This window comes from Fusobacteria bacterium ZRK30 (assembly GCA_024628785.1).
GTDB lineage: Bacteria > Fusobacteriota > Fusobacteriia > Fusobacteriales > Fusobacteriaceae > Psychrilyobacter.
The window spans coordinates 137,159-157,556 of the sequence record CP102404.1 but is presented as its reverse complement, the minus strand read 5'-3'; the positions used below and the strand labels follow the sequence as shown (position 1 = coordinate 157,556).

Sequence of the window (20,398 nt, the reverse complement as noted above, 5' to 3'; positions counted from 1 at the left end):
AGGAATTTATGAAAAGGATCTTAGTTGGAGGAATGCGTCATGAATCAAATTCTTTTAATCCAATAATAGCTGATGAAAAAGACTTTAATGTGGAATATGGGATGGAAATATTAAACTTTGAAAGTAAAAATGATTCCCTTAAGGGAATAGTGGATACTCTTATTAACCAGGGTTATGAAGTAATACCTGCTGTAAATGCTAGAGCTGTTCCCAATGGAGAAGTTAGCTTATCTTTTTATCAAGCAATAAAAAAAGATTTTCTAAAAAGAGCTGTTATTGCTAATGAAGAGAAAAAAATTGATGCAATTAATCTTGCACTGCATGGATCCATGAGAGTTAAAGGTTTAGGAGAAGCAGAAGGTGATTTACTGATTGCTTTAAAGGAATTGTTCCCTGATATTCCTGTAGTTTGTGCTTTAGATATGCATACAACAATGACGGATAATATGCATCAAAATTGTGATGGATATGTAGGGTATAAATTTGCTCCTCATACTGATTGTTTTGAAACAGGAGAACACTCAGCAAAAATGTTAATTGACATATTGGAAAATAACACTAAATTGACAAAAGCATGGGTAAGATTACCTACTCTTATAGCCGGAGAAAAATCAGAAACATCTACAGAACCTATGGTTTTCCTCATGGAAAAATTAAGAAAATTAGAAAAAACAGAAGACGTTTTGGCAGCTTCTTACTTAATGGGTTACCCATGGGCAGATAGTGTCGAAGCTGGCGTCGCTGCATATGTTGTTACCTCAAATAATCAAGGATTAGCTGATAAATTAGCATTGGAGTTGGCAGATGAGTTTTGGAGTTTAAGAGATAGTTTTAAATTCCATACAGAAACTTATCATCCTCAAAAATCTATAGATAAAGTATTTGAAGCTGTTAAAGAGGGAAAATTCCCTATTTATTTATCTGATTCTGGAGATAATCCAACTGCTGGGTCATCTTCTGATTGCACTGAACTACTAGAATTGATTTTAAAAGATGAAAGAAGATGGAAATTAAATAGTCCTATTATCTATGGAGGGATTTATGATCCAGAAGCTACACTTCAATGTGAAGGGGAAGTGGGTAGAACTATAGAAATAACCATAGGGGCTAAATTCGATACCTTAACAACAAAACCTTTGATCATTAAAGGTACTGTAATGAATTATTTAAAATCATGGGGTAGTTATAAAAGTGATTTAGCTCTTATTAATTCCAATGGTGTAGATATTATTGTTTCAGAAAAGCATGTGGGATATATTACCCCTGAAATGTTTACTGATTTAGGGCTTAATCCCTCAAAAACAGAGATTATTGTTTGTAAGTTAGGATACCTTACTGCCCCTCATAAAAAAATTGCTAAAAAAACAATAATGGCACTTTCCAAAGGAAGTACTAATGAAGACATTGAAAATATTAGATATGAAAAAGTTTTAAGACCTATTTACCCTTTGGATAAAGATTTTGATTATGATCCAAAGAAAAATTTAAAATAATTTTTTAAATATATCTCCTAAAGATTTTAAATATGGTGTATCTAAGATCATGTTAATTCTTGAATTTTGACTCTTGAATATCTAGTAGTATAATACTATATTAAGAAATATTTTATGAAAATATCTAATGAGGAGAATTGTATGAAAATTATTAATACTTTAGAAGAAAAGTTAGTTCCTATAGCAGTTTGGATAAACCAAAATAATTATATTAATGGAATTAGAAAAGCATTTATTATCTTGATGCCCCTACTTATGATTGGGTCTATATTTTTGGTTATTTCGGTGTTACCTTCAACTGTATATCAAGATTTTATGTATAATAAATTTGGTCCAAGCTGGAAAAGAACTTTAGAGATTCCTATTAATGCAACATTTTCTCTAATTGCTGTCTATGTGGCATTTTTAGTAGCTCAACAATTAGGTAAGCAATTTAAGCTTGATAGTATCGCGGTTGGATTGCTCTCACTAGCTTCATTTTTAATATTAACACCTTTAAAATCTACAACTACCCTTGGACAGGTAATTACCTTCACATGGCTTGGAAGTAAAGAATTATTTGTTGCGATGATTGTAGGTATTGTTGTTGTTAAAATATTTAAATGTTTTGTAACTCATAATATATTGCTTAAAATGCCTGATGGTGTTCCTCCTGAAGTCACAAAATCTTTTGAAGCATTAATCCCGGGAACAGTTATTCTTTCTTTAGCGCTGCTCCTTAGAGTCACAATGATGAATACTGATTATGGTACTATTCATGATTTTATCTATAATATTTTAGCGTTACCATTAAAATCTTTAGGAACTTCATTTGTTGGGTCATTTTTAACTGTTTTATGTATCTCGCTTTTATGGTCCGTAGGGATTAATAGTGGATCCATGATAAATGGATTGATAAGACCATTTTGGTTAGAAAACCAAGTTGACAATATAAATGCTTTAAAAGAAGGATTACCGTTACCGCATATAATTACAGAACAGTTTTTTGATCTTATTTGGATGGGAGGAGCGGGAAGTACACTTTCTTTACTTTTGGCAATTCTACTATTTGCTAGAAGTAATCATATTAGAAGTGTTGGAGGGATTGGAGCTATACCTGGAATTTTTAATATCAATGAACCTGTATTATTTGGTTTACCGATTATACTAAATCCAATTATGTTGATACCATTTAATATTGTACCGTTAGTAATACTAACTACTCAGTATGCAGCGATGTCTATTGGATTAGTTTCTAAACCTTTAGGAGTCCCATTTCCCTGGCCTACCCCTGCACTTATAAGTGGGTTTATAACAGTAGGAGATATTTCTGGGTCCTTGATGCAGATTACAAACTTAATTATTGGAGCATTAATTTATCTTCCATTTTTAAGAATTTTAGATAAAGCTAGTAAATATGAAGAGGATCAGGTAAAAGCTTTTGAAAAGGAACAACAAGAATAAGGATAGAGAAATATTAGGTGATCTAAACCAAATCTATCCTAATTTTAAGTGAATTAATTTAATTGGAGGTCTAGAAATATGATAATAAGAGAAGCCTGTGTTGGAAACTTTATAGAGGCTGAAAATGCTGAAAAATCTGGTGCTGAAAGGATTGAACTCTGTGAGAATCTGTATGAGGGGGGGACTACCCCATCATATGGGACAGTAAAGAAAATCTTAGAAAAATTAAAAATACCAACATTAGTTATGATAAGGCCTAGAGGAGGAAACTTTTGCTATTCTCCTACTGAGATTGAAATTATGGTAGAGGATATCAGATTATTTAAAAAATTAGGTGTAAAAGGTGTAGTATTAGGAGTTTTAACTTCTAATAATAAAGTTGATTATCCTGTTTTAAAGAGACTTTTAAAAGAAACTAATGGTATGGAAGTTACCTTTCATAAAGCCATAGATGAAGTTATAAATCCTGAAAATGAGATAGAAAATTTAGCTCAATTAGGAGTTAAAAGAATCCTTACTTCTGGAGGTCGTAAGACGGCCTTAGAAGGAGCGGATATATTAAATAAGATGATTAAAATTGCTGATAATAAAATCAAAATTGTTGTTGCTGGTGGAGTTACTTTAGAAAATTATGAAAAAGTAAAGTTAAAAATATCATCTACTGAATTCCATGGGAAAAAAATCGTAGGGAATTTAGCCTGAAAAAATGGGTGAAAAACCTTTACCTCAGAGAATAGAAAAAAATTAGGGGGGATAGAATAAGTATGAAATATTTATTTGGAGTAGATCTTGGCGGTACAAATACTAAGATTGGGTTGCTCAACATAGAAGGGGAAATATTGTTAAAAGAATCTATAAAAACCAGTTCAGAAGCAGGTTTTGATGATTGTTTTAATAGAATTGCCGAAGTAATAAAAAAAATGAGTGTTGAAAAAAATATTGATAATAAAGATATCCTTGGAGTAGGAATGGGAATCCCTGGTCCTGTACTTCATCAGGAAATAGTAAGTTTTTTCGCTAATTTTCCTTGGAAGAAAAATCTTAATGTGGCTAAGATATTAGAAGAGAAAACAGGATATAAAGTAAAGGTAGATAACGATGTTAATGTAATTACTTTAGGAGAAATTTGGCAGGGCTCAGCTAAGGGCTATAGTGATGTTGTTGGAATGGCTCTAGGGACTGGAATAGGAGGGGGAATAGTAACCAATGGTAAATTAATTGGTGGAGTTAAAGGTGCAGGTGGAGAGATTGGTCATATGACAATAGTTCCTAGCGGAAAACTCTGTGGATGTGGGAAAAAAGGGTGTTTTGAAGCATATGTTTCTGCGACAGGAATCGAAAGAGAAGCTCAGTCAAGACTGACTATAAATAAAAATAATAAACTTTGGGATATTATTTCAAGTAAAGAGGGGCAAAAAATAGAAGCTAAAGATGTATTTGATGCGGCAAAATTAGGAGATAGCTTTTCCTTAGACATAGTTGACTATATTACGGAATATATAGCTTATGGACTATCGATCTTGTTACATGTAACTAATCCAGAGGTAGTAGTAATAGGAGGAGGAGTGGCTCTTGCAGGAGATATTTTATTTGATGGAATCAGAAAGAAGATAAAAAAATATAGCCTGCTAGCATGTATTGATGGTTTACAAATTTTACCTGCAAAATTAGGTAATGAAGCAGGAATAATAGGAGCAGCAGCTTTGCTTGCTAAGTGTTAAATTTTCATAAAACGTATAAAGATAAATGAAATTGTAATAATTTATATTATCATAATTGATTATTGAAAGAGTCAACCTAACCAGTCGACTCTTTCTTTCGTTTTAGTCTTAAGGATATGGATGTTTTTTATTTATTTTAAATTTTAGTAAAGGAGTAAAAAAAGACAGCTGATATGACTGCCTTTTAGATTTAATTTTATCTTTAACCTCTTGATATTGTTCCTTTGTAATCTCTCCTTTTGCATATTTTATTTTTCCTGAATTATCAAATACATTTCTAAATTAATCCAAACTTTTTGCATGCCTTATAAATTCCATCATTGGATGCTGTGTCAGTTATATGATCTGCGACTTTCTTTAATTCTACTTTTGCATTACCCATAGCCACTCCAAGACCTGCATATTTTATCATCTCCAAATCATTTAATCCATCACCAAAAGATACTATTCTCTCTCTTTCTATTCCTATTCTTCCGGCGATCTCTTCTACTCCTATAGCCTTTGATCGACCAATTTTCAAGAGATCAAACATACCATTTCCCCAAGGTCCCAACTCATAATTTTTTTTTAGAGGCTTAAAGTGTTTTCCACCGTCTTTAGCAAAAAGAATTATATTTTCGACTTCTCCCTCTAAGTTTTTAAGAAGCTTTATGCTGTCTAACATGTGATGAACTTGTTCTTTTCTTATTGTTTCTATATCAGATAGATAAAGTCCCTTTCCATTGGAAAACCCGTAGCAATAGCCTTTATTCTCACAGATCGTCCTTATTTCCTCTAGGACATCTTCAGGGTAGGTGTATCTATATATTATTTCATTTTTGTATTTCACATATTGGCCATTACATGCTATATAATTATCTATCCCTGTTATATTTAGGATCTCTTCTAAATTTTCCCTTTCTCTCCCTGTAGCAATGAGACATTCGATACCATTTTCTTTCATTTTTTTTATTGCCATAAGAGCGGTTTTTGGGATCTCATTTCCTTTAACTGTTAGGGTTCCATCTATGTCAAATACTGCGAGCTTATACATGAATCTCCTCCTTTAATGTTTTTATTACCCTTAATAATAGTCCATTTTTTTAATTTTTCCAAAATTTATATTTTCATAGGAAGCAAATAAGAGTTTATTTTTATGCTTGAGGATTAGCACTGCTAAAATAATTAAAAATTAACGTAAGTGATGAAGTTAAAATAGCGATTATACATCAGGTAATATCTAAAAATTCTTTTATTTTTGTCCGCGATTTTTTAATTAATTCCCATAGAGTCTATTTAGTATTGGTTTTCTGTTGTTGATATATAAATGTTCTCGTGTATTTTAATAAGTATAAAATAATAATGATATTGACCTTAAATTAAAATTTTTGTACTTAAATAGGTCTAAATAAGACGAAAAACATTTGACAAATAGAAATTTATGATCTATATTTATAATGTACACGGGAACAAAAGTTTGAAAAGGAGTGAAATTATGACACAAAAAGAAATAGCTTCCATGTTAGGTGTTTCTAGAACGACAGTAGCTAGAGCCCTCAAGGGAGATGAAAGTATAAAGCCTGAGACTAAAAATAAAATATTGAAATTATGTGAGGAAGTAGGCTATAAAAAAAATTATGTGGGAAGCATCCTGGCTAATCAAAAGGACAGGAAGATCTATGCCTTTTTGGTGAAATCTAAAAACCAAAAATACCTGGAAGAGATAATAGAGGGGCTCGAGATGCTTAAGGAAGAGACATCTAAATACAATGTTTCTTTAGAGATAATCGTGACAGATATAGCAAAACCAAAGGAACAAATTATAAAGCTGAATACAATTTTAGAATATAATAATGTAGATGGAATAATAATTACTCCTATGCTAAAGGAGGAAGTAGTGACTTCTCTTAAGAAATACCCTCATATTCCTCTGGTAAGTTTGGACAAAAAAATAAATGATGAAATATCATTTATAGGATCGGATTACAAAAATTCAGGAAGAATTGCAGCAGGGATTTTAACTAAATTGGCTCGAGCAGAAGACAAGGTAATAGTATTAGATTCAGATGACGATAAGATATCTTCTAGTGTTTATATGGAAGGATTCCTAGAAGAGTTAGATGCTAGTAATTTAAAAGATATTAAAGTAAATTATATAAAAAATCTAAACAATAATTTAGATGAGATATTAAAGATAGACAGTATAGATGAAGCAAAATATATTTATACATCGAGGTATGTAGATAAGGTAGCGAATTTTTTAAAAGATGCAGGACTAAATAATATTAAATTAATGGCCAATGGAATAGACAAAGAAACTATAAATCTTATAAAAAAGGATCAAATTGTAGCTACAACAAAAGAAAATTATTTTTTACAGGCTTACCTTGCAGGAAAGATTATTTTTAATAAATTAAATGGGAAAAAGGAAAAGATCGGATATACGACTAAAACTGAGATAGTTTTTAAAGAAAATCTGAATCAGATAGAAGCAAATCATGAAAGAGACATATTTAAAAACTTTAATATATTCTAAGGAGGGAACAATGAAAAAAGAATTAGGAGGAGTATTTAGTGCTCTAATGGTAGCTTATGATGAAAATGGAAAGATTAATGAGACTGGCACTAGGGAGATAATAAGACATAACATCGATATCATGGGAGTAGATGGGTTATATGTAGGAGGCAGTACAGGGGAAAACTTTATGCTGGCTACTGAAGATAAAAAGAGGATCTTTAAGATTGCAATGGATGAAACTAAGGGAGAGGTAAAGTTAATGGCACAGGTAGGATCAATAAACCTGGATGAATCTATAGAACTTGGAAAATATGCAAAAAATTTAGGATATGACTCATTATCAGCAGTGACACCATTTTATTATAAATTTGATTTTGAAGAGATAAAATACTACTACAACGCTATAATAGAAGCTACTCAAATGGATATGGTAATTTATTCTATTCCGTTTTTAACTGGTGTAAATATTACTATAGATCAGTTTGCTGAACTTTTTGAAAATAAATATATAATTGGTGTTAAATTTACAGCGGGAGATTTCTTCCTTCTTGAAAGAATGAGAAAATATTTTCCAGAACACCTTATCTATGCAGGTTTTGATGAAATGATGCTTTCAGCAACTGTACTGGGAGTAGATGGGGCTATTGGCAGTACTTTTAATGTAAATGGAGTAAGAGCTAAGAAGATATTTGAACTAACAAGGGAAGGGAAGATTGCTGAGGCGAGGGAGCTGCAGCACATAACCAATGACCTTATAGAGGAAATATTGAACAACGGCCTATATCAGACTATTAAGGCGATGCTTCAGGAACAGGGAGTAGATGCAGGTTATACAAAGCAGCCAATGAAGAAACTGTCTATGAAAAAGATAGAGAAAGCAAAAGAGCTTTCTAGAAAATATATTTAAAAAACTAAAAATAAAAAGGGGGAAAGGCAATGAAAAAAATTATGGGATTGTTGTTGACTTTAGGAATGATTATGACTTTAGTAGGGTGTGGCGGAAACAAGGAAGGTGCAGCAGAAAAATTCGAATTAAAATTTGGACTGACACCTGGTGTTCAGTCAAATGAATATAAAGCTGTGAAGGGACTGGCAGATTATGTAGCTGAAAAGAGTGGGAACAGACTAATAATAAAAATATACCCTGATTCACAGCTTGGAGACGACAGAGAGATGCTTTCACAGGTAAAGGAGGGGTCTTTAGATCTTGTTCTTGCTGAAACAGGACGTTTAGGTCTATGGGTAAAGGAAGCGGAAATATTTCAGTTACCATACGTATTTGATAACTATGACCACTTGAGAAATAGTCTTTTTAAAACTGCTGAAGGTAAAAACTTATTAAAGAAGTTTGAAGAAGAAAATAACTGGAAGATTCTTACAAATGCCTATAATGGTTCTAGACAAACAAGTTCAAATAAACCAATAGAGAGTATTGAAGATATGAAGGGGATGAAACTAAGAGTACCTAATGCTCAAGCTAACCTCGACTATGCAAAGTTTGTAGGGGCTTCACCTACACCTATGGCCTTTACAGAAGTTTATCTTGCACTTCAGACTAATGCAGTGGATGGTCAAGAAAATCCGCTTTCAGCAATAAAGAGTTCTAAATTTTATGAGGTTCAGAGTTATATAGCAATGACAAACCATATAATCAATGATCAGAACTACATTGTAGGGAAAAGTACTTGGCAAAAGCTTCCAGAAGATCTTCAGCAAATATTAGCTGATGGAGTAGAAAAAGCAGGAAAATCTCATACTGAAATGTTTATGAATGATGAGAAGAACCTAATAAATTACTTCCAGGAAAATGGTGTAACTATTACTGAGCCTAATTTAGACGCTTTCAAAGCAGCACTTAAGCCAGTACATGATGAATACGTAAATAAAAACGGTGAATTAGGTAAGAAGTTATTAGAAGCTATAAATTCGGCAAGATAATATTAATAAAAGGCCAATACTATTGGCCTTTTATTCTACCATAAGGAGTATTATATGAAAAAAATATTGAAATATTATGAGGAATATCTGGGTGGAATTCTATTCTCGGTAATGTTTATAACACTTATCATACAAATTTTTTCAAGGCAGATATTAAATAAACCTCTTATCTGGACTGAGGAAGTAGCAAGATTAGTATTTGTATATATAGCTATGCTTGGAGTTACACTGGGGATAAAATATGATCAACATGTGGGAATAGAGGTTCTCTCAGACAAGTTTTCTCCAAGGGCAGCTAAAGTTATGGATATAGTAAAAACTATATTAACAGGGATAATCATTGTACTTCTTATAGTAATAGGCTTAGGAATAACCAAAAGAAAGGCCTCCCTTGATTTGATATCACTTGGAATATCATCGGGATATCTGTATGGAGCTTTACCGTTAGGGGGAGTTATGATGGGAATAAGATATATAGAGAAGATATATTACAGAAGAAAAGCAAAAAAGCTAAATGAAGTAGAGGTGAGATAATATGTATGTAGGAATTATGTTTGGGGTGTGGCTTGTACTATTGGCTATAGGATTTCCAGTAGGATTTTCACTAATAATCTCAGCCCTTTTATTCTTTTTTATAACAGGAGACTGGAATTTAGTATATTTTGCAGGTAGTCAGTTTGTAGACCAGTTAAATAGTTTTAGTTTACTTGCCGTACCGTTTTTTATTCTGACAGGGATATTGATGAATAGTTCAGGGATTACAGATAGGATATTTAACTTTGCAAAATCAATGTTAGGTCACTATACAGGGGGGATGGGCCATGTAAATGTAGCTGCAAGTTTATTATTTTCCGGAATGAGCGGATCTGCTCTTGCAGATGCAGGAGGACTTGGTCAGCTGGAGATAAAGTCTATGAGAGATGAAGGATATGATGATGATTACAGCGGGGGACTAACAGCAGCTTCTTGTATAATAGGACCCCTTGTACCTCCTAGTTCAATTATGGTTATATATGGTGTTGTGGCCAATCAGTCGATATCTAAACTTTTTTTAGCAGGATTCATACCTGGAATGCTGACGGCAGCTCTTTTAATGATAACGGCTTATCTTCTAGCTAAAAAAAGAGGGTATAAAAAAGCACCTAAGGCAACATTTGCAGAGAAAAAAATAGCTTTTAAAGAGTCCTTTTGGGCATTATTAACCCCTATAATTATTATAGGTGGGATATTCTCCGGATTCTTTACTCCAACAGAGGCCTCGGTAGTAGCAACGGTATATTCAATATTTTTAGGTGTATTCTTTTTTAAGGAGCTTACAATAAAAAAATTGTTTGAAGATTTTATTGAAGCTGTAAAAGTATCTGGAGTAACTTGCCTTATGATAATGGGAGTAGGAATCTTTGGCCAGGTAATAGCTAGAGAACAGACTGCTATAAAAGTAGCGGAATACTTTATTTCTATAGCCAATAGCCCATTGATGCTTCTTGTGATGATAAACCTGACACTACTATTCTTAGGAATGTTTATAGATGCCTTACCTTTAATAATCTTGGTTGTACCAATATTTGTACCAGCAGTAATGAGTGTTGGAATAGATCCGATATTCTTTGGTGTAATGGTTATATTTAACCTGATGATAGGAATCTTAACACCTCCAATGGGAACAGCGCTATTTGTAGTTTCCCGAGTAGGAAATATTCCATCCCATGTAATAATAAAGGGGATAATTCCATTTTTAATACCACTGCTGATAACATTAGTGATCTTAACATTGTTCCCGCAAATTATAATGTTTTTGCCAAATTTATTGGGGTAGAAAACTTAAGAAAAGGACTAGTATTCTAGTCCTTTTCAATAAAAAGGAGTATAGATTGTGATAAAGGGAAACTTAAAAAGCTTAGATAAAAACTTAGATAAAGATATTTATACGATATTAAATAAGCTAAAAGATGAGGAGTTATTGTCTAAAGAACTGGGGTTACATAAGTTAGATGGAGAAGATTTCTTTGTTAGAACTGAATATGAAACTAAAGATTATGAAGGTTCATTTATAGAGGCACATAAAAAATATATAGATATTCATGTCACTTTATGCGGATCAGAAGTAATTGAGGTAGAAGATATAAGGAAACTCCAGGTTGAGAAGGAGTATGATGAGGAGAATGACTGTTTAATATTATCTGGGAAAACTTCTCAAAAAATAATATTAGAAAAAAATGATTTTTTAGTTTGTTATCCTAAGGATGCACACAGAGTTGGAATTAAAAATATAGATAAGGAAAAAATAAAAAAGATAGTTGTAAAACTTTTAGTTTAAAGGAGAGCAGGAGGGAAAGGTGAAAATTAGAAAATTTGCTTTATTTGATATAGGAGGCACAAGTATCAAGTATGGAATAACGGATAGTAATGGAAATTTTTTATTGAAAAAAACGATTCCTACATACCCGGAGAAAGGAAGTAGAAGCTTACTAGAACATATCAAAAGACAGATAGACAGCTGTAAAAAAATATATGATATTTCTGGAATAGGAATTAGCGCTACAGGACAAGTTAATTATAAAGATGGAATAATATCAGCAGCAACAGATTTAATTCCGGGTTGGGTTGGTACGAACATAAAAAAATATTTTATGGATGAGTACAAATTACCAGTAGCAGTAGAAAATGATGTTAATTGCGTTGCCCTAGGAGAGATGTGGAAAGGGAATGGTAGAGATTTGAATAGTTTTATTTCTATAGCTCTAGGAACTGGTATAGGGGGAGGAATAATCTTAAATAGGAGTTTATTCAGAGGAGCACATTATTCCGCAGGGGAATTTGGACACTTAAAAATTAAGGATAACGGTAGAAAATGTAAGTGTGGTGATTACGGATGTTACGAAGCTCATGCTTCTACCTTGGCTCTTGTATCTATTGTAAAGGAAGTAACTGGAGAGGAGGATATAACAGGAAAAGAGATATTTGAGTATGAAAAGTTAGGAAAAGAACCATATAAAAACTTAGTTTCTAAATGGATAAGTGATATTGGTGATGGTTTAAAAAATATTATTGTATCATTCAACCCTGAAGCATTAATTATAGGTGGTGGAGTATCTGCCCAAGGTGATTATTTACTAGATAAAATAAAAAATGATTTAAAGGAAAAGCTGCAAATTAATTTTTATGAAAATTTAGAGATTAGAATTGCTGACTTAAAAAATGATGCAGGCATGTTGGGGGCACTATACTTAATAACTCAAGAACTTCCAAAAGAAAGTAAATTATATTAATAAAACAACTTCAATTATTTCCAGTGATTAGAAGAGGTCTAAAAGAGTTACTAAATGGTTATATAGTAAAATGTAGATAAAAATATAGTTCCCTCAAATTAAGATATTAAAGGAGTAGAATAAATGAAAAAAGGATTAATAGTTTCGTGTCAGGCACTGCCATCTGAGCCTTTGTACAGTTCTTTCATTATGGGAAGAATGGCAAGAGCAGCGGCAGAGGGAGGAGCTTCTGGAATAAGAGCTAATACTGTAGAAGATATAAAGGAAATAAAAAAGGAAGTGGATCTTCCTATAATAGGGATAATAAAGAAAAACTATGGAGAGTGTCCTGTATTTATTACTCCGACGATGAAGGAGGTGGATGAACTCTATAGAGAAGAGGTAGACATAATAGCCATAGATGCAACTAAGAGAGAAAGGCCAGATGGGATATCTATGGAAGAATTTATAAAAAATATAAAAAATAAGTATCCAGATCAACTTATCATGGCAGACATTTCCTGTGCAGAAGAAGCAGTAGCAGCAACAGCAGCAGGAGTAGATATAGTAGGTACTACCCTTGTGGGATATACTGAATATACTAGGGGATTTGTGCCATTGGAAGAGCTCGCTAGAGTACTGGATAAAGTGAAGGTTCCTGTAATAGCAGAAGGCAATATAGATACTCCATCTAAGGTAAAGAAAGCTCTTGAACTGGGGGCCTCTTCTGTGGTTGTTGGGAGTATTATAACAAGACCTCAGTTCATAACTAAAAGATTTGTAGAAGCTATTAAGGAGGGATAGATTACTCCTAGGAACAGAGGGACCTGGTAAGCTTCTTATAGCGATTTTCTGCCCGCTAGAGGAAGAGTAATACGATGTCCATAAAAATCAAGAGAAAATAAAAAAGATCCAGGAGAGAAGCCACACGGCTTCTCTCCTGGATCTTTTATTTCTATTTTTATCTTTTCCACTTCCCTCTAAATCAGCAATTATCCTTCCTATTTTGAGAACCTTATTATATCAAGTTTATTTTGTTCCCTCTACCATAATTAGTTGTATTTTTTTTACCTGTTTCTGTTAATTTATCTCCTGTATTCCCACGAGTCTTTCTATTAATTTTCCCTCTTATCAAGAAATAGCTTTAGACTAAAAATCTATTTCTTAATCTTTTAATCTCTATAATACTATTATTATAAAATAAGAGATTCAACTAATATTTTTAAGTAAGATAAAAATATATAATTTACTATTAATAATTTTAGGTATCAATGGAATTAAAAAATCTTTTTCAATACAGAAATCTTCTTTTATTTTGATAGGGATCCTTGACAAAATATTGTAGGTGATTACTCCAATTATAAAATTTATTCATGAAAGGGATTTAAAAATTAAATAAATTAGAGGATAAATATTATTTTCACGTATAGCTAACCAAAGGCACTATCATGATTGTGGAGGTGGGGAGTTAAATCAAATAACTTAGTTAAGATCATTAAAAACAATGAATGGCATCTTGTGAATATAAGAGGTTTATACCATAAATTTAAACATCTATCTACAAATGCTAGGGTTACAATACCATATCATTAAAAAAGATCTTAAAGGATCTGTAAGAAGTATTCCAAAAAAAGCAGGACCTTAAATTAGTGACTCAAAGGAGATGATTTAGATGAAAGATATTTATATTTACCCGGCAATTTTTTCATATGCTGCTATTGATGATGATAATGATGATATTTTGGTAGAATTTCCTAATTTAGATGGAGTTTTTACTTTTGGAACTACACCAAAAGAAGCTCATTATAGAGCTAAAAACTGTTTGGAATCATACCTTTATAGGCTGGAAGAATATGGAAAAATTATTCCTGAACCTCCTAAAAAAACTGATATAAAACTTAAAGAAAATCAAGCTATAGAAATGATTAAAGTCGATATGAAGTTACTCAGAGATGAAATGTACAATAAGGCAGTATAAAAAGTTTTCTATAATATTAAAATTTGCATTGATGCACAAATTAGAAAATTACAATTAAATACCTTAAGAATCCTCCAGTTTATTCTAGGGGATTTTTAATTTATAAAAACAAATAATATTTATTTTGGTTAAAATGATGAATTATTTCCAAGTCTCTAATTATAAAGATTAAAAGTGAAACCAATATCTTACTATAGGAATATTATAACATTTAGAAATGACAGTACTTTCATGTTTAAAACCATTGTTTTCAATAATTTTGATAGAGGCTATGTTATCTTGATCTGCAATTATTAGCACTTTATCAATAGATAATTTTTTAGCTTCTTGATAAAATTCAGCATTAGAGGGATCATTTTTTTTCATAATCATTGAGCATTGTCAAAAACTCTTTTTTTCTGTTAAAACTAGGGATTTCTATTTTCATATAGCTCCTTTATAATCATCATAAATAAACAATAAAAGAATAACTGTGGACAGCATAATAAATCTTTCGTATGAGTATAGTATATTTTTAAGAAAAGTCAAAATATTAATAATAAGAACTTGTTAGGAGATATTAATTAAAAAAAGCTCCCAAATTGGGAGCTTTTAAAAATCTAATTATATATTCCATTTTAGAGGGGATATGTGGTGCATCAGTATGAATGACATCTTTTCCCTACTATATGAATTGCACCTTCTTTACTTATTTTTAAAATAGTTATTTTAATTCTGCTTCGATCTCCTCAATACTTAGTAAAGATGATTTAAATTCTTTAGGAAGAACTTGAGTTAATTTATACTGTCCTTCTAAGCTTAATTTTATTAACGTAAATTATGAGTGTTACAATAACTCTCGAAATGCTTTACCGTGTTATTTAAAAATGATAAGATGGTTATATTCAATATTTAAGCAACAATGGGGGGAGCTAAATGAAAGATCTAAAATTAGAAAGTGAAAGATTAACCCTGAGAAAAATAAAAAAAGAAGATTTTGATGAGATATCTATAATTTTAAAAGATAAAGAAGTTATGTATGCCTGGGAAAAAGGATTTTCAAATGACGAAGTTAATCAATGGATTGATAAAAATATTGAAAGATATAAACGTGATGGTTATAGCTATTTGATAGCCCATGAAAAGGAATCTGGAGAATGTATAGGTTTAATGGGTCCATTAATTGAAACTATAGATAATAATAATTTTGCTGGGATAGCATATATTTTAAATAAAAAGTGTTGGGGAAAGGGATATGCTCTAGAAGGAACAAAAGTTTGTCTAGATTACCTTTTTAAAGTTATTAAAGTTGAAGAAGTTGTTGCGCAGATTAAATATAATAACCTTTCATCAATAAAAGTTGCGAAAAATTTAAAAATGTCAAAGAAGGGCCAGTATAATAGAATTTATGATGATAAGACCATGCTTCATTATGTTTACTCAATTAGCAAGGATGAGTTCTTAAATGATACCATAACTTAAAATAATAAGTTGCTATTATAAAGTAGTATAGCAAATAAAAAGACTCTCAAAAGAGTCTTAATTTTATTTTTTTATTGCAACAAATTCCCCTGTAAACTTAGCTAAAACCTCACATGAATTTTTATGTTTTAAAACAGCATTGACTATAATCCTGCCTTTACCGAATTTATTATATACTTTTTTTAACTTTGCTATATCCTTTTCCAGAAGAGGTTCTGTAATTACGACATAGTCTTCGACTACAGGTTTTATGAAATCAGTGCTATTGCTCTTTATAAGAATGACCGCATTATTATCAATATCTTCTATTAAAATTCTAACTCTACCCCAACCTGCTAAAGTCATCACAGAGGAAATACTTCCTCCAAATACAGAATTAGTATGATTGATGTGTTTTTTATATTCTCCTGAAACAACAACTTCGTTATTCCCTATATTTTCAATAACAAATCCCATTTCCTTTACGATAGGTATATTTTCTATAATATACTTTTGAAGTTCAACCTTATCCATGATATCCTCCCTGATAAATATAATTAAACTATTATACTACAAATATATCTATTAAGAAGAGATAAATCTAAAATTATTTCTTCTTGATTATCCAATGTTTTACCAGTACTTTTTTTCTAAATAATAGAACTCCTACAAAATCATTTACCTCTTCTATAAATGCTTCTTTTAACCCTGCCTTTAAGCAAGATGATTTATTTCTATTTATTCCTATTTTAAACAGAAAAAAGACTAAAAAAAGACTGTAAACTTAATCGTCTACAGTCTGAATACCCCTGATTTTAGGAGTACTTTTTATTATGCATCTTGCTTTGTGTCTGTAATTACAATTTCTCTTAAAGATACTGATTGGGGTAGTTCATAAGCATATTTAATAGTCTTTGCTACATCATTTGCCGTTATATTTGTGGCTCCTACTGCCTCTTTCCAAGCTTCATATCCGTTAATAATATCTTTATCTGTAGTATGGCCTAATAATTCTGTTGCGACTGCTCCTGGACAAATAGATAATACTCTTACATTGTGAGAGGACATCTCTTGTCTTGCAACCTCTGTAAGACCTGTCACTCCGTATTTTGTTGCACAATAAGCAGCATGACCACCAAATGGTTTTAATCCTGCTATTGAAGATAAATTGATTATTGTACCAAATTGTCTTTCTTTCATATCATTCATTACTATCTGCATCCCATTCATTACGCCCATTACATTTACATTTAACATAGTTTGCCATTCATTGGTATCTTGAGTTGCTATATCTCCTAAGAGCATCATTCCAGCATTATTTATTATTAAATCTGTTTTCCCGTATTTCACTTCAGCTTCTCTTATTGCATTTTCAAATTCAACTTTGTCAGTTACATCTACTTTTTTGCACATTGTGTTTGGTAAATTAAGTGCTTCCATTTTTTCTACTCTTCTTGCTAATAGTAGTGTAGGATATCCATCTTTTGAAAATTCCTTTGCTAACTCCATACCAAATCCACTACTTGCTCCTGTAATTACTACTAATCTTTTCATTCTATTTCCTCCTAAAGTTTTATTATGAAATTAGTATATATGTTAAACCATGGTTTAATGCAAACTTTTTTATTTTTTATTCTTGAATCATATTTTCTTTCAGTTTCACATGAATTTCACACTATTGTTTTATACTTTAATTAAATTAAATAAATGGAGTGTGAAAATTATGATAAAAAGAGAACTGAATATAAATAAAGAATTTTATGATATTAGTAAATATATTGGGATAGTCAATCCAAATGAGGATATTTATGAAAGTTATTCTTTAAAAGAAAAATTAATAGTTTTAACTTTAAAAAGATTAATGATTATTGAAAAAGATATAGTTGATATAGAATTAAATTTTTCATCTATTACTGGTTATGACTTTTTCTGTAGTAATCTCAAACCAAATAACTTATGTGTAAAACTTAAGACAGATGAAAAAATAATAACTCTTAATTTTAAAGAAAAAAAGAAATATTTTCGCTTTATATCTAACTTGATGGTAGGACTTAAAAATCAAGGACACTTAAATTAATTTGCTTGCAATTGAGTTATATAGAATCTTATTTTTTTATAATTGTTACAGCAAAATTGTTTTTAATTATAGAAGAAATTAAAAAATAAAAATATATAGGGGAGAGATCCCTAGAAGGGAGATAAACAAAATAAAATTTGAAGAAGAAAATTTAATAGATTACATTATAACAGAATACACACCTAAAGAAATAAACGAAGCCAAAAAAAAAGCTATGAAAGATGAAGATAGGAGAGCGTTTGTATTAATGCATAAAGGAAATACTTTAATAGGTTATTTAATATGTCATGAATACCTATGAGCGTTTCATATAAAAGGCATGGCTATGTTTCAAGATATGAACTCAGTTGGATAATTTTTACTCCAGCAAGAGCATGTGTTGAAACTAAAATAGTAAGAAAATAATTATTAAATCCCATTCAAATAAATCCCTTTATATAAATTACTTTTTATTAACGAATCATTATTATCAACTTTTGCTAAAAAAGTTATAAAATATATGCTGAAAAATAGAAAAATCCCAGAAATTCATAAATTCTGGGATTTTTTTTTACAACTTTATTCGTTCGATATTTGGGATTCCTCATTAATTGTCTCACAAATATTTTTATAACGAGTATGGATCCATTCATCCAATAAAGTTAAATCTTTTTTTATTAATGCTTTCTGTAAAAATCGAGAATTTATTATTGATTTTTGCAGACCTTCTGAAGATTCAAAAGTTTTTTTTATCATTATTTCGATTAGATTGTTATATTCTACTAATAAATTAATAATAATGTCATAACTAGAAAAATTATACAGGTTTTCAAAAAAATACTTAGTTTCTTTAAAGGCATCTTCCACCAAATTATTTTCTAAAAAAATGGCTTTACGCAATGCTGAATTTGCTAATAAATCGATATTTTCTTGTGACGTATTTTTTATAACATCTTTTATTATCGTTTTTTCCAAGACTTCTCTAAGTTTTGCAATTTCTAAAAAATATTTTTTTGAAATTCCTATAACAGAATATCCTTTTTTAGGGGTATATAAAACTAAATTATCATCTTCTAATTTTTGCAGTGCTTTTTTTACATGTATCCTGTTAACCCCAAAGGTTTCAGATATTTTTCGTTCAATTAATCGGTCACCTTTTGAAAGGGTATTATTATAGATTTTATCTTTTATATCTTTATAAATTATATCCATTTTATTATTAATCAAATTTAAAGCCTCCTGATATCTAGTAAGGTTATTATACCTGTTTTTGTTAAAGCGTTCAATGACTATTTAATAAAAAATTAATACTAAAAATATAGTACAAAATGAAAAAAAATAAACCTGTTAAAAAAAAACGTTCTAAAATTTGACAAAATGATTTCAAAGTGGTATTACTATATTAACAATTCTGGTTAACCAAAAAAAGAAAAGTTAACCAAAAGGAGGATTTATTTTGAAAAAAGTTTTATCAGGGAAACAAATTGAAAGTTTATTAGAAAAAATACCTAAAGTTAAAATTGGTTTTTTTCCTACACCGCTGCACAAGTTAAAAAATATTTCTAAAGAGTATGGAGTAGATGTCTATATTAAGAGGGAAGATATGTCGGGGCCAAGTAGTTTTGGTGGAAATAAGGTCAGAAAAATAGAGTATATTGTCGGAGAGGCTATAGAAAAGAATTACGATACATTAATGACCGTAGGAAGTTACCAATCGAACGCTGCGTTACAATTAGCTCAATACTGCAATATTAATAATCTAAATGCTATTTCAATCTTGGGGGATACTAAAACAGAGGGAGAACCTAAGGAAAGAAAAGGAAATTTATTATTAAATAGTTTTTTAGGAACAGACATACATCTGGTACATAGAGATGAACCTAAAGGTAACTATAATATGAATCCATTGTGGGTGAAAGTCGATAAAAAATCTGAAGAAGTAAAAAAAGAATATGAGAAAAAAGGACATAAAGTTATGCAGGTCCCTGTTGGATGTACCAGTCAGGCTGGATGGGTGTCTTATATAACTGTATTTAAAGAAATTGTAGAACAAATGAAATCTTTTGATAGTGAGTTGGATTATATATTTCATGCTAATGGTTCGGCAGGTTCTATTCCTGGGTTAATTGTAGGGAAATTTTTAATGGGTGCTAAGACTAAAATGATTTCAATTAACAATAGAAGATATGGTCCTGGTGAATTAGTTAGTGAACAGGATATTTTTGACAGGGTAAAGTATTTATTTAATAAATTAAATATAGAGGCTCCTGCTGATGACAAAATATGGGCAGAAATAAATATTGACCAAGATTATTTAGGTAAAGGATATGGACAGCCTACAGCTGCAGGTAGTGAGGCAATTATAGAAGTTGCTAAAAAAGAAGGACTATTTTTAGACCCTGTCTATACAGGAAAAAGTTTTTCAGGACTGCTTAATTATATAAGAAGCGGAAAAATCCCATCTGGAAGCAAGGTTGGATATATACATACAGGTGGCACCGGTGGACTCTTTATTGGAACAGAAACTTTCCACGAAGATTTAAAAAAGCATATTTATAAAAAGTAGATAGATGTAGAATTAAAG

21 protein-coding genes are annotated in these 20,398 nt (G+C 30.8%); 16 read left to right on the top strand and 5 right to left on the bottom strand.

Features of this window, described 5'->3' with window-relative positions:
• Positions 1-8: 8 nt before the first annotated feature.
• From NRK67_00840 to NRK67_00825, 4 genes are all read left to right on the top strand, one after another.
• Positions 9-1,493: a M81 family metallopeptidase gene (locus NRK67_00840; protein UUV17419.1), complete on the top strand. Its 1,485-nt coding sequence runs from the start codon at positions 9-11 to the stop codon at positions 1,491-1,493.
• 141 nt (positions 1,494-1,634) lie between these two features.
• Positions 1,635-2,936 carry a PTS transporter subunit EIIC gene (locus NRK67_00835; protein ID UUV17418.1) on the top strand — a complete coding sequence of 434 codons (1,302 nt, stop codon included), beginning with the start codon at positions 1,635-1,637 and terminating at the stop codon, positions 2,934-2,936.
• An 81-nt stretch (positions 2,937-3,017) separates the two neighbouring features.
• A complete protein-coding gene (locus tag NRK67_00830; protein ID UUV17745.1) occupies positions 3,018-3,638 on the top strand; it encodes a copper homeostasis protein CutC in 621 nt (206 codons plus the stop codon).
• A gap of 62 nt (positions 3,639-3,700) precedes the next feature.
• A complete protein-coding gene (locus NRK67_00825) occupies positions 3,701-4,657 on the top strand; it encodes an ROK family protein (GenBank protein ID UUV17417.1) in 957 nt (318 codons plus the stop codon).
• 277 nt (positions 4,658-4,934) lie between these two features.
• Here NRK67_00825 and NRK67_00820 read toward each other — a convergent pair whose 3' ends face one another.
• Positions 4,935-5,690, bottom strand: coding sequence for a Cof-type HAD-IIB family hydrolase (locus NRK67_00820; GenBank protein ID UUV17416.1), 756 nt, complete (start codon positions 5,688-5,690; stop codon positions 4,935-4,937).
• A gap of 441 nt (positions 5,691-6,131) precedes the next feature.
• Here NRK67_00820 and NRK67_00815 point away from each other — a divergent pair, with 441 nt between their 5' ends.
• The 9 genes from NRK67_00815 to NRK67_00775 all read left to right on the top strand — a co-directional run bounded on the left by NRK67_00815 (position 6,132) and on the right by NRK67_00775 (position 14,318).
• Positions 6,132-7,172: a LacI family transcriptional regulator gene (locus NRK67_00815; protein UUV17415.1), complete on the top strand. Its 1,041-nt coding sequence runs from the start codon at positions 6,132-6,134 to the stop codon at positions 7,170-7,172.
• 10 nt (positions 7,173-7,182) lie between these two features.
• Entirely contained in the window at positions 7,183-8,061 is an 879-nt protein-coding gene (locus NRK67_00810; protein ID UUV17414.1) for an N-acetylneuraminate lyase, read from the top strand.
• 29 nt (positions 8,062-8,090) lie between these two features.
• Positions 8,091-9,092: a sialic acid TRAP transporter substrate-binding protein SiaP gene (locus tag NRK67_00805; protein ID UUV17413.1), complete on the top strand. Its 1,002-nt coding sequence runs from the start codon at positions 8,091-8,093 to the stop codon at positions 9,090-9,092.
• Between the two features lie 54 nt (positions 9,093-9,146).
• Complete coding sequence (locus tag NRK67_00800; GenBank protein UUV17412.1) at positions 9,147-9,626, top strand: TRAP transporter small permease; 480 nt, start codon at positions 9,147-9,149, stop codon at positions 9,624-9,626.
• 1 nt (position 9,627) lies between these two features.
• Positions 9,628-10,908 carry a TRAP transporter large permease gene (locus tag NRK67_00795; GenBank protein ID UUV17411.1) on the top strand — a complete coding sequence of 427 codons (1,281 nt, stop codon included), beginning with the start codon at positions 9,628-9,630 and terminating at the stop codon, positions 10,906-10,908.
• 57 nt (positions 10,909-10,965) lie between these two features.
• Positions 10,966-11,409: a YhcH/YjgK/YiaL family protein gene (locus tag NRK67_00790; protein ID UUV17410.1), complete on the top strand. Its 444-nt coding sequence runs from the start codon at positions 10,966-10,968 to the stop codon at positions 11,407-11,409.
• Between the two features lie 19 nt (positions 11,410-11,428).
• Entirely contained in the window at positions 11,429-12,361 is a 933-nt protein-coding gene (locus NRK67_00785; protein UUV17409.1) for an ROK family protein, read from the top strand.
• Positions 12,362-12,484: 123 nt separating this feature from the next.
• Positions 12,485-13,144: an N-acetylmannosamine-6-phosphate 2-epimerase gene (locus NRK67_00780; GenBank protein ID UUV17408.1), complete on the top strand. Its 660-nt coding sequence runs from the start codon at positions 12,485-12,487 to the stop codon at positions 13,142-13,144.
• Between the two features lie 868 nt (positions 13,145-14,012).
• A complete protein-coding gene (locus NRK67_00775) occupies positions 14,013-14,318 on the top strand; it encodes a type II toxin-antitoxin system HicB family antitoxin (GenBank protein UUV17407.1) in 306 nt (101 codons plus the stop codon).
• 168 nt (positions 14,319-14,486) lie between these two features.
• On the opposite strand, the gene NRK67_00770 is transcribed toward NRK67_00775, so the two are convergent.
• Positions 14,487-14,684 (bottom strand): hypothetical protein, encoded by a 198-nt coding sequence (locus tag NRK67_00770; GenBank protein UUV17406.1) that lies wholly within the window; start codon positions 14,682-14,684, stop codon positions 14,487-14,489.
• 549 nt (positions 14,685-15,233) lie between these two features.
• Between NRK67_00770 and NRK67_00765 the strand changes: the two genes are divergently transcribed.
• Positions 15,234-15,779 carry a GNAT family N-acetyltransferase gene (locus NRK67_00765; protein ID UUV17405.1) on the top strand — a complete coding sequence of 182 codons (546 nt, stop codon included), beginning with the start codon at positions 15,234-15,236 and terminating at the stop codon, positions 15,777-15,779.
• Positions 15,780-15,842: 63 nt separating this feature from the next.
• Here the strand turns inward: NRK67_00765 and NRK67_00760 are convergent, their stop codons facing one another.
• Positions 15,843-16,292, bottom strand: a complete 450-nt coding sequence (locus NRK67_00760; GenBank protein UUV17404.1) for a thioesterase domain-containing protein — start codon at positions 16,290-16,292, stop codon at positions 15,843-15,845.
• Between the two features lie 297 nt (positions 16,293-16,589).
• The gene (locus NRK67_00755; GenBank protein ID UUV17403.1) at positions 16,590-17,312 is read right to left on the bottom strand and encodes an SDR family oxidoreductase; all 723 of its coding nucleotides are present in this window, start codon (positions 17,310-17,312) and stop codon (positions 16,590-16,592) included.
• A gap of 169 nt (positions 17,313-17,481) precedes the next feature.
• On the opposite strand from NRK67_00755, the gene NRK67_00750 reads away from it, so the two are divergent.
• Entirely contained in the window at positions 17,482-17,835 is a 354-nt protein-coding gene (locus NRK67_00750; GenBank protein UUV17402.1) for a hypothetical protein, read from the top strand.
• A gap of 558 nt (positions 17,836-18,393) precedes the next feature.
• On the opposite strand, the gene NRK67_00745 is transcribed toward NRK67_00750, so the two are convergent.
• Positions 18,394-19,041: a GntR family transcriptional regulator gene (locus NRK67_00745; protein UUV17401.1), complete on the bottom strand. Its 648-nt coding sequence runs from the start codon at positions 19,039-19,041 to the stop codon at positions 18,394-18,396.
• A gap of 229 nt (positions 19,042-19,270) precedes the next feature.
• Here NRK67_00745 and NRK67_00740 point away from each other — a divergent pair, with 229 nt between their 5' ends.
• Positions 19,271-20,380 (top strand): pyridoxal-phosphate dependent enzyme, encoded by a 1,110-nt coding sequence (locus tag NRK67_00740; protein UUV17400.1) that lies wholly within the window; start codon positions 19,271-19,273, stop codon positions 20,378-20,380.
• Positions 20,381-20,398: the final 18 nt, after the last annotated feature.

Coding starts and splice junctions, on each gene's coding strand:
- NRK67_00840 (UUV17419.1), top strand. CDS start 9: ATGAAAAGGATCTTAGTTGGAGGAATGCGTCATGAATCAAATTCTTTT.
- NRK67_00835 (UUV17418.1), top strand. CDS start 1,635: ATGAAAATTATTAATACTTTAGAAGAAAAGTTAGTTCCTATAGCAGTT.
- NRK67_00825 (UUV17417.1), top strand. CDS start 3,701: ATGAAATATTTATTTGGAGTAGATCTTGGCGGTACAAATACTAAGATT.
- NRK67_00820 (UUV17416.1), bottom strand. CDS start 5,690: ATGTATAAGCTCGCAGTATTTGACATAGATGGAACCCTAACAGTTAAA.
- NRK67_00815 (UUV17415.1), top strand. CDS start 6,132: ATGACACAAAAAGAAATAGCTTCCATGTTAGGTGTTTCTAGAACGACA.
- NRK67_00810 (UUV17414.1), top strand. CDS start 7,183: ATGAAAAAAGAATTAGGAGGAGTATTTAGTGCTCTAATGGTAGCTTAT.
- NRK67_00805 (UUV17413.1), top strand. CDS start 8,091: ATGAAAAAAATTATGGGATTGTTGTTGACTTTAGGAATGATTATGACT.
- NRK67_00800 (UUV17412.1), top strand. CDS start 9,147: ATGAAAAAAATATTGAAATATTATGAGGAATATCTGGGTGGAATTCTA.
- NRK67_00795 (UUV17411.1), top strand. CDS start 9,628: ATGTATGTAGGAATTATGTTTGGGGTGTGGCTTGTACTATTGGCTATA.
- NRK67_00780 (UUV17408.1), top strand. CDS start 12,485: ATGAAAAAAGGATTAATAGTTTCGTGTCAGGCACTGCCATCTGAGCCT.
- NRK67_00775 (UUV17407.1), top strand. CDS start 14,013: ATGAAAGATATTTATATTTACCCGGCAATTTTTTCATATGCTGCTATT.
- NRK67_00770 (UUV17406.1), bottom strand. CDS start 14,684: ATGAAAAAAAATGATCCCTCTAATGCTGAATTTTATCAAGAAGCTAAA.
- NRK67_00765 (UUV17405.1), top strand. CDS start 15,234: ATGAAAGATCTAAAATTAGAAAGTGAAAGATTAACCCTGAGAAAAATA.
- NRK67_00760 (UUV17404.1), bottom strand. CDS start 16,292: ATGGATAAGGTTGAACTTCAAAAGTATATTATAGAAAATATACCTATC.
- NRK67_00755 (UUV17403.1), bottom strand. CDS start 17,312: ATGAAAAGATTAGTAGTAATTACAGGAGCAAGTAGTGGATTTGGTATG.
- NRK67_00750 (UUV17402.1), top strand. CDS start 17,482: ATGATAAAAAGAGAACTGAATATAAATAAAGAATTTTATGATATTAGT.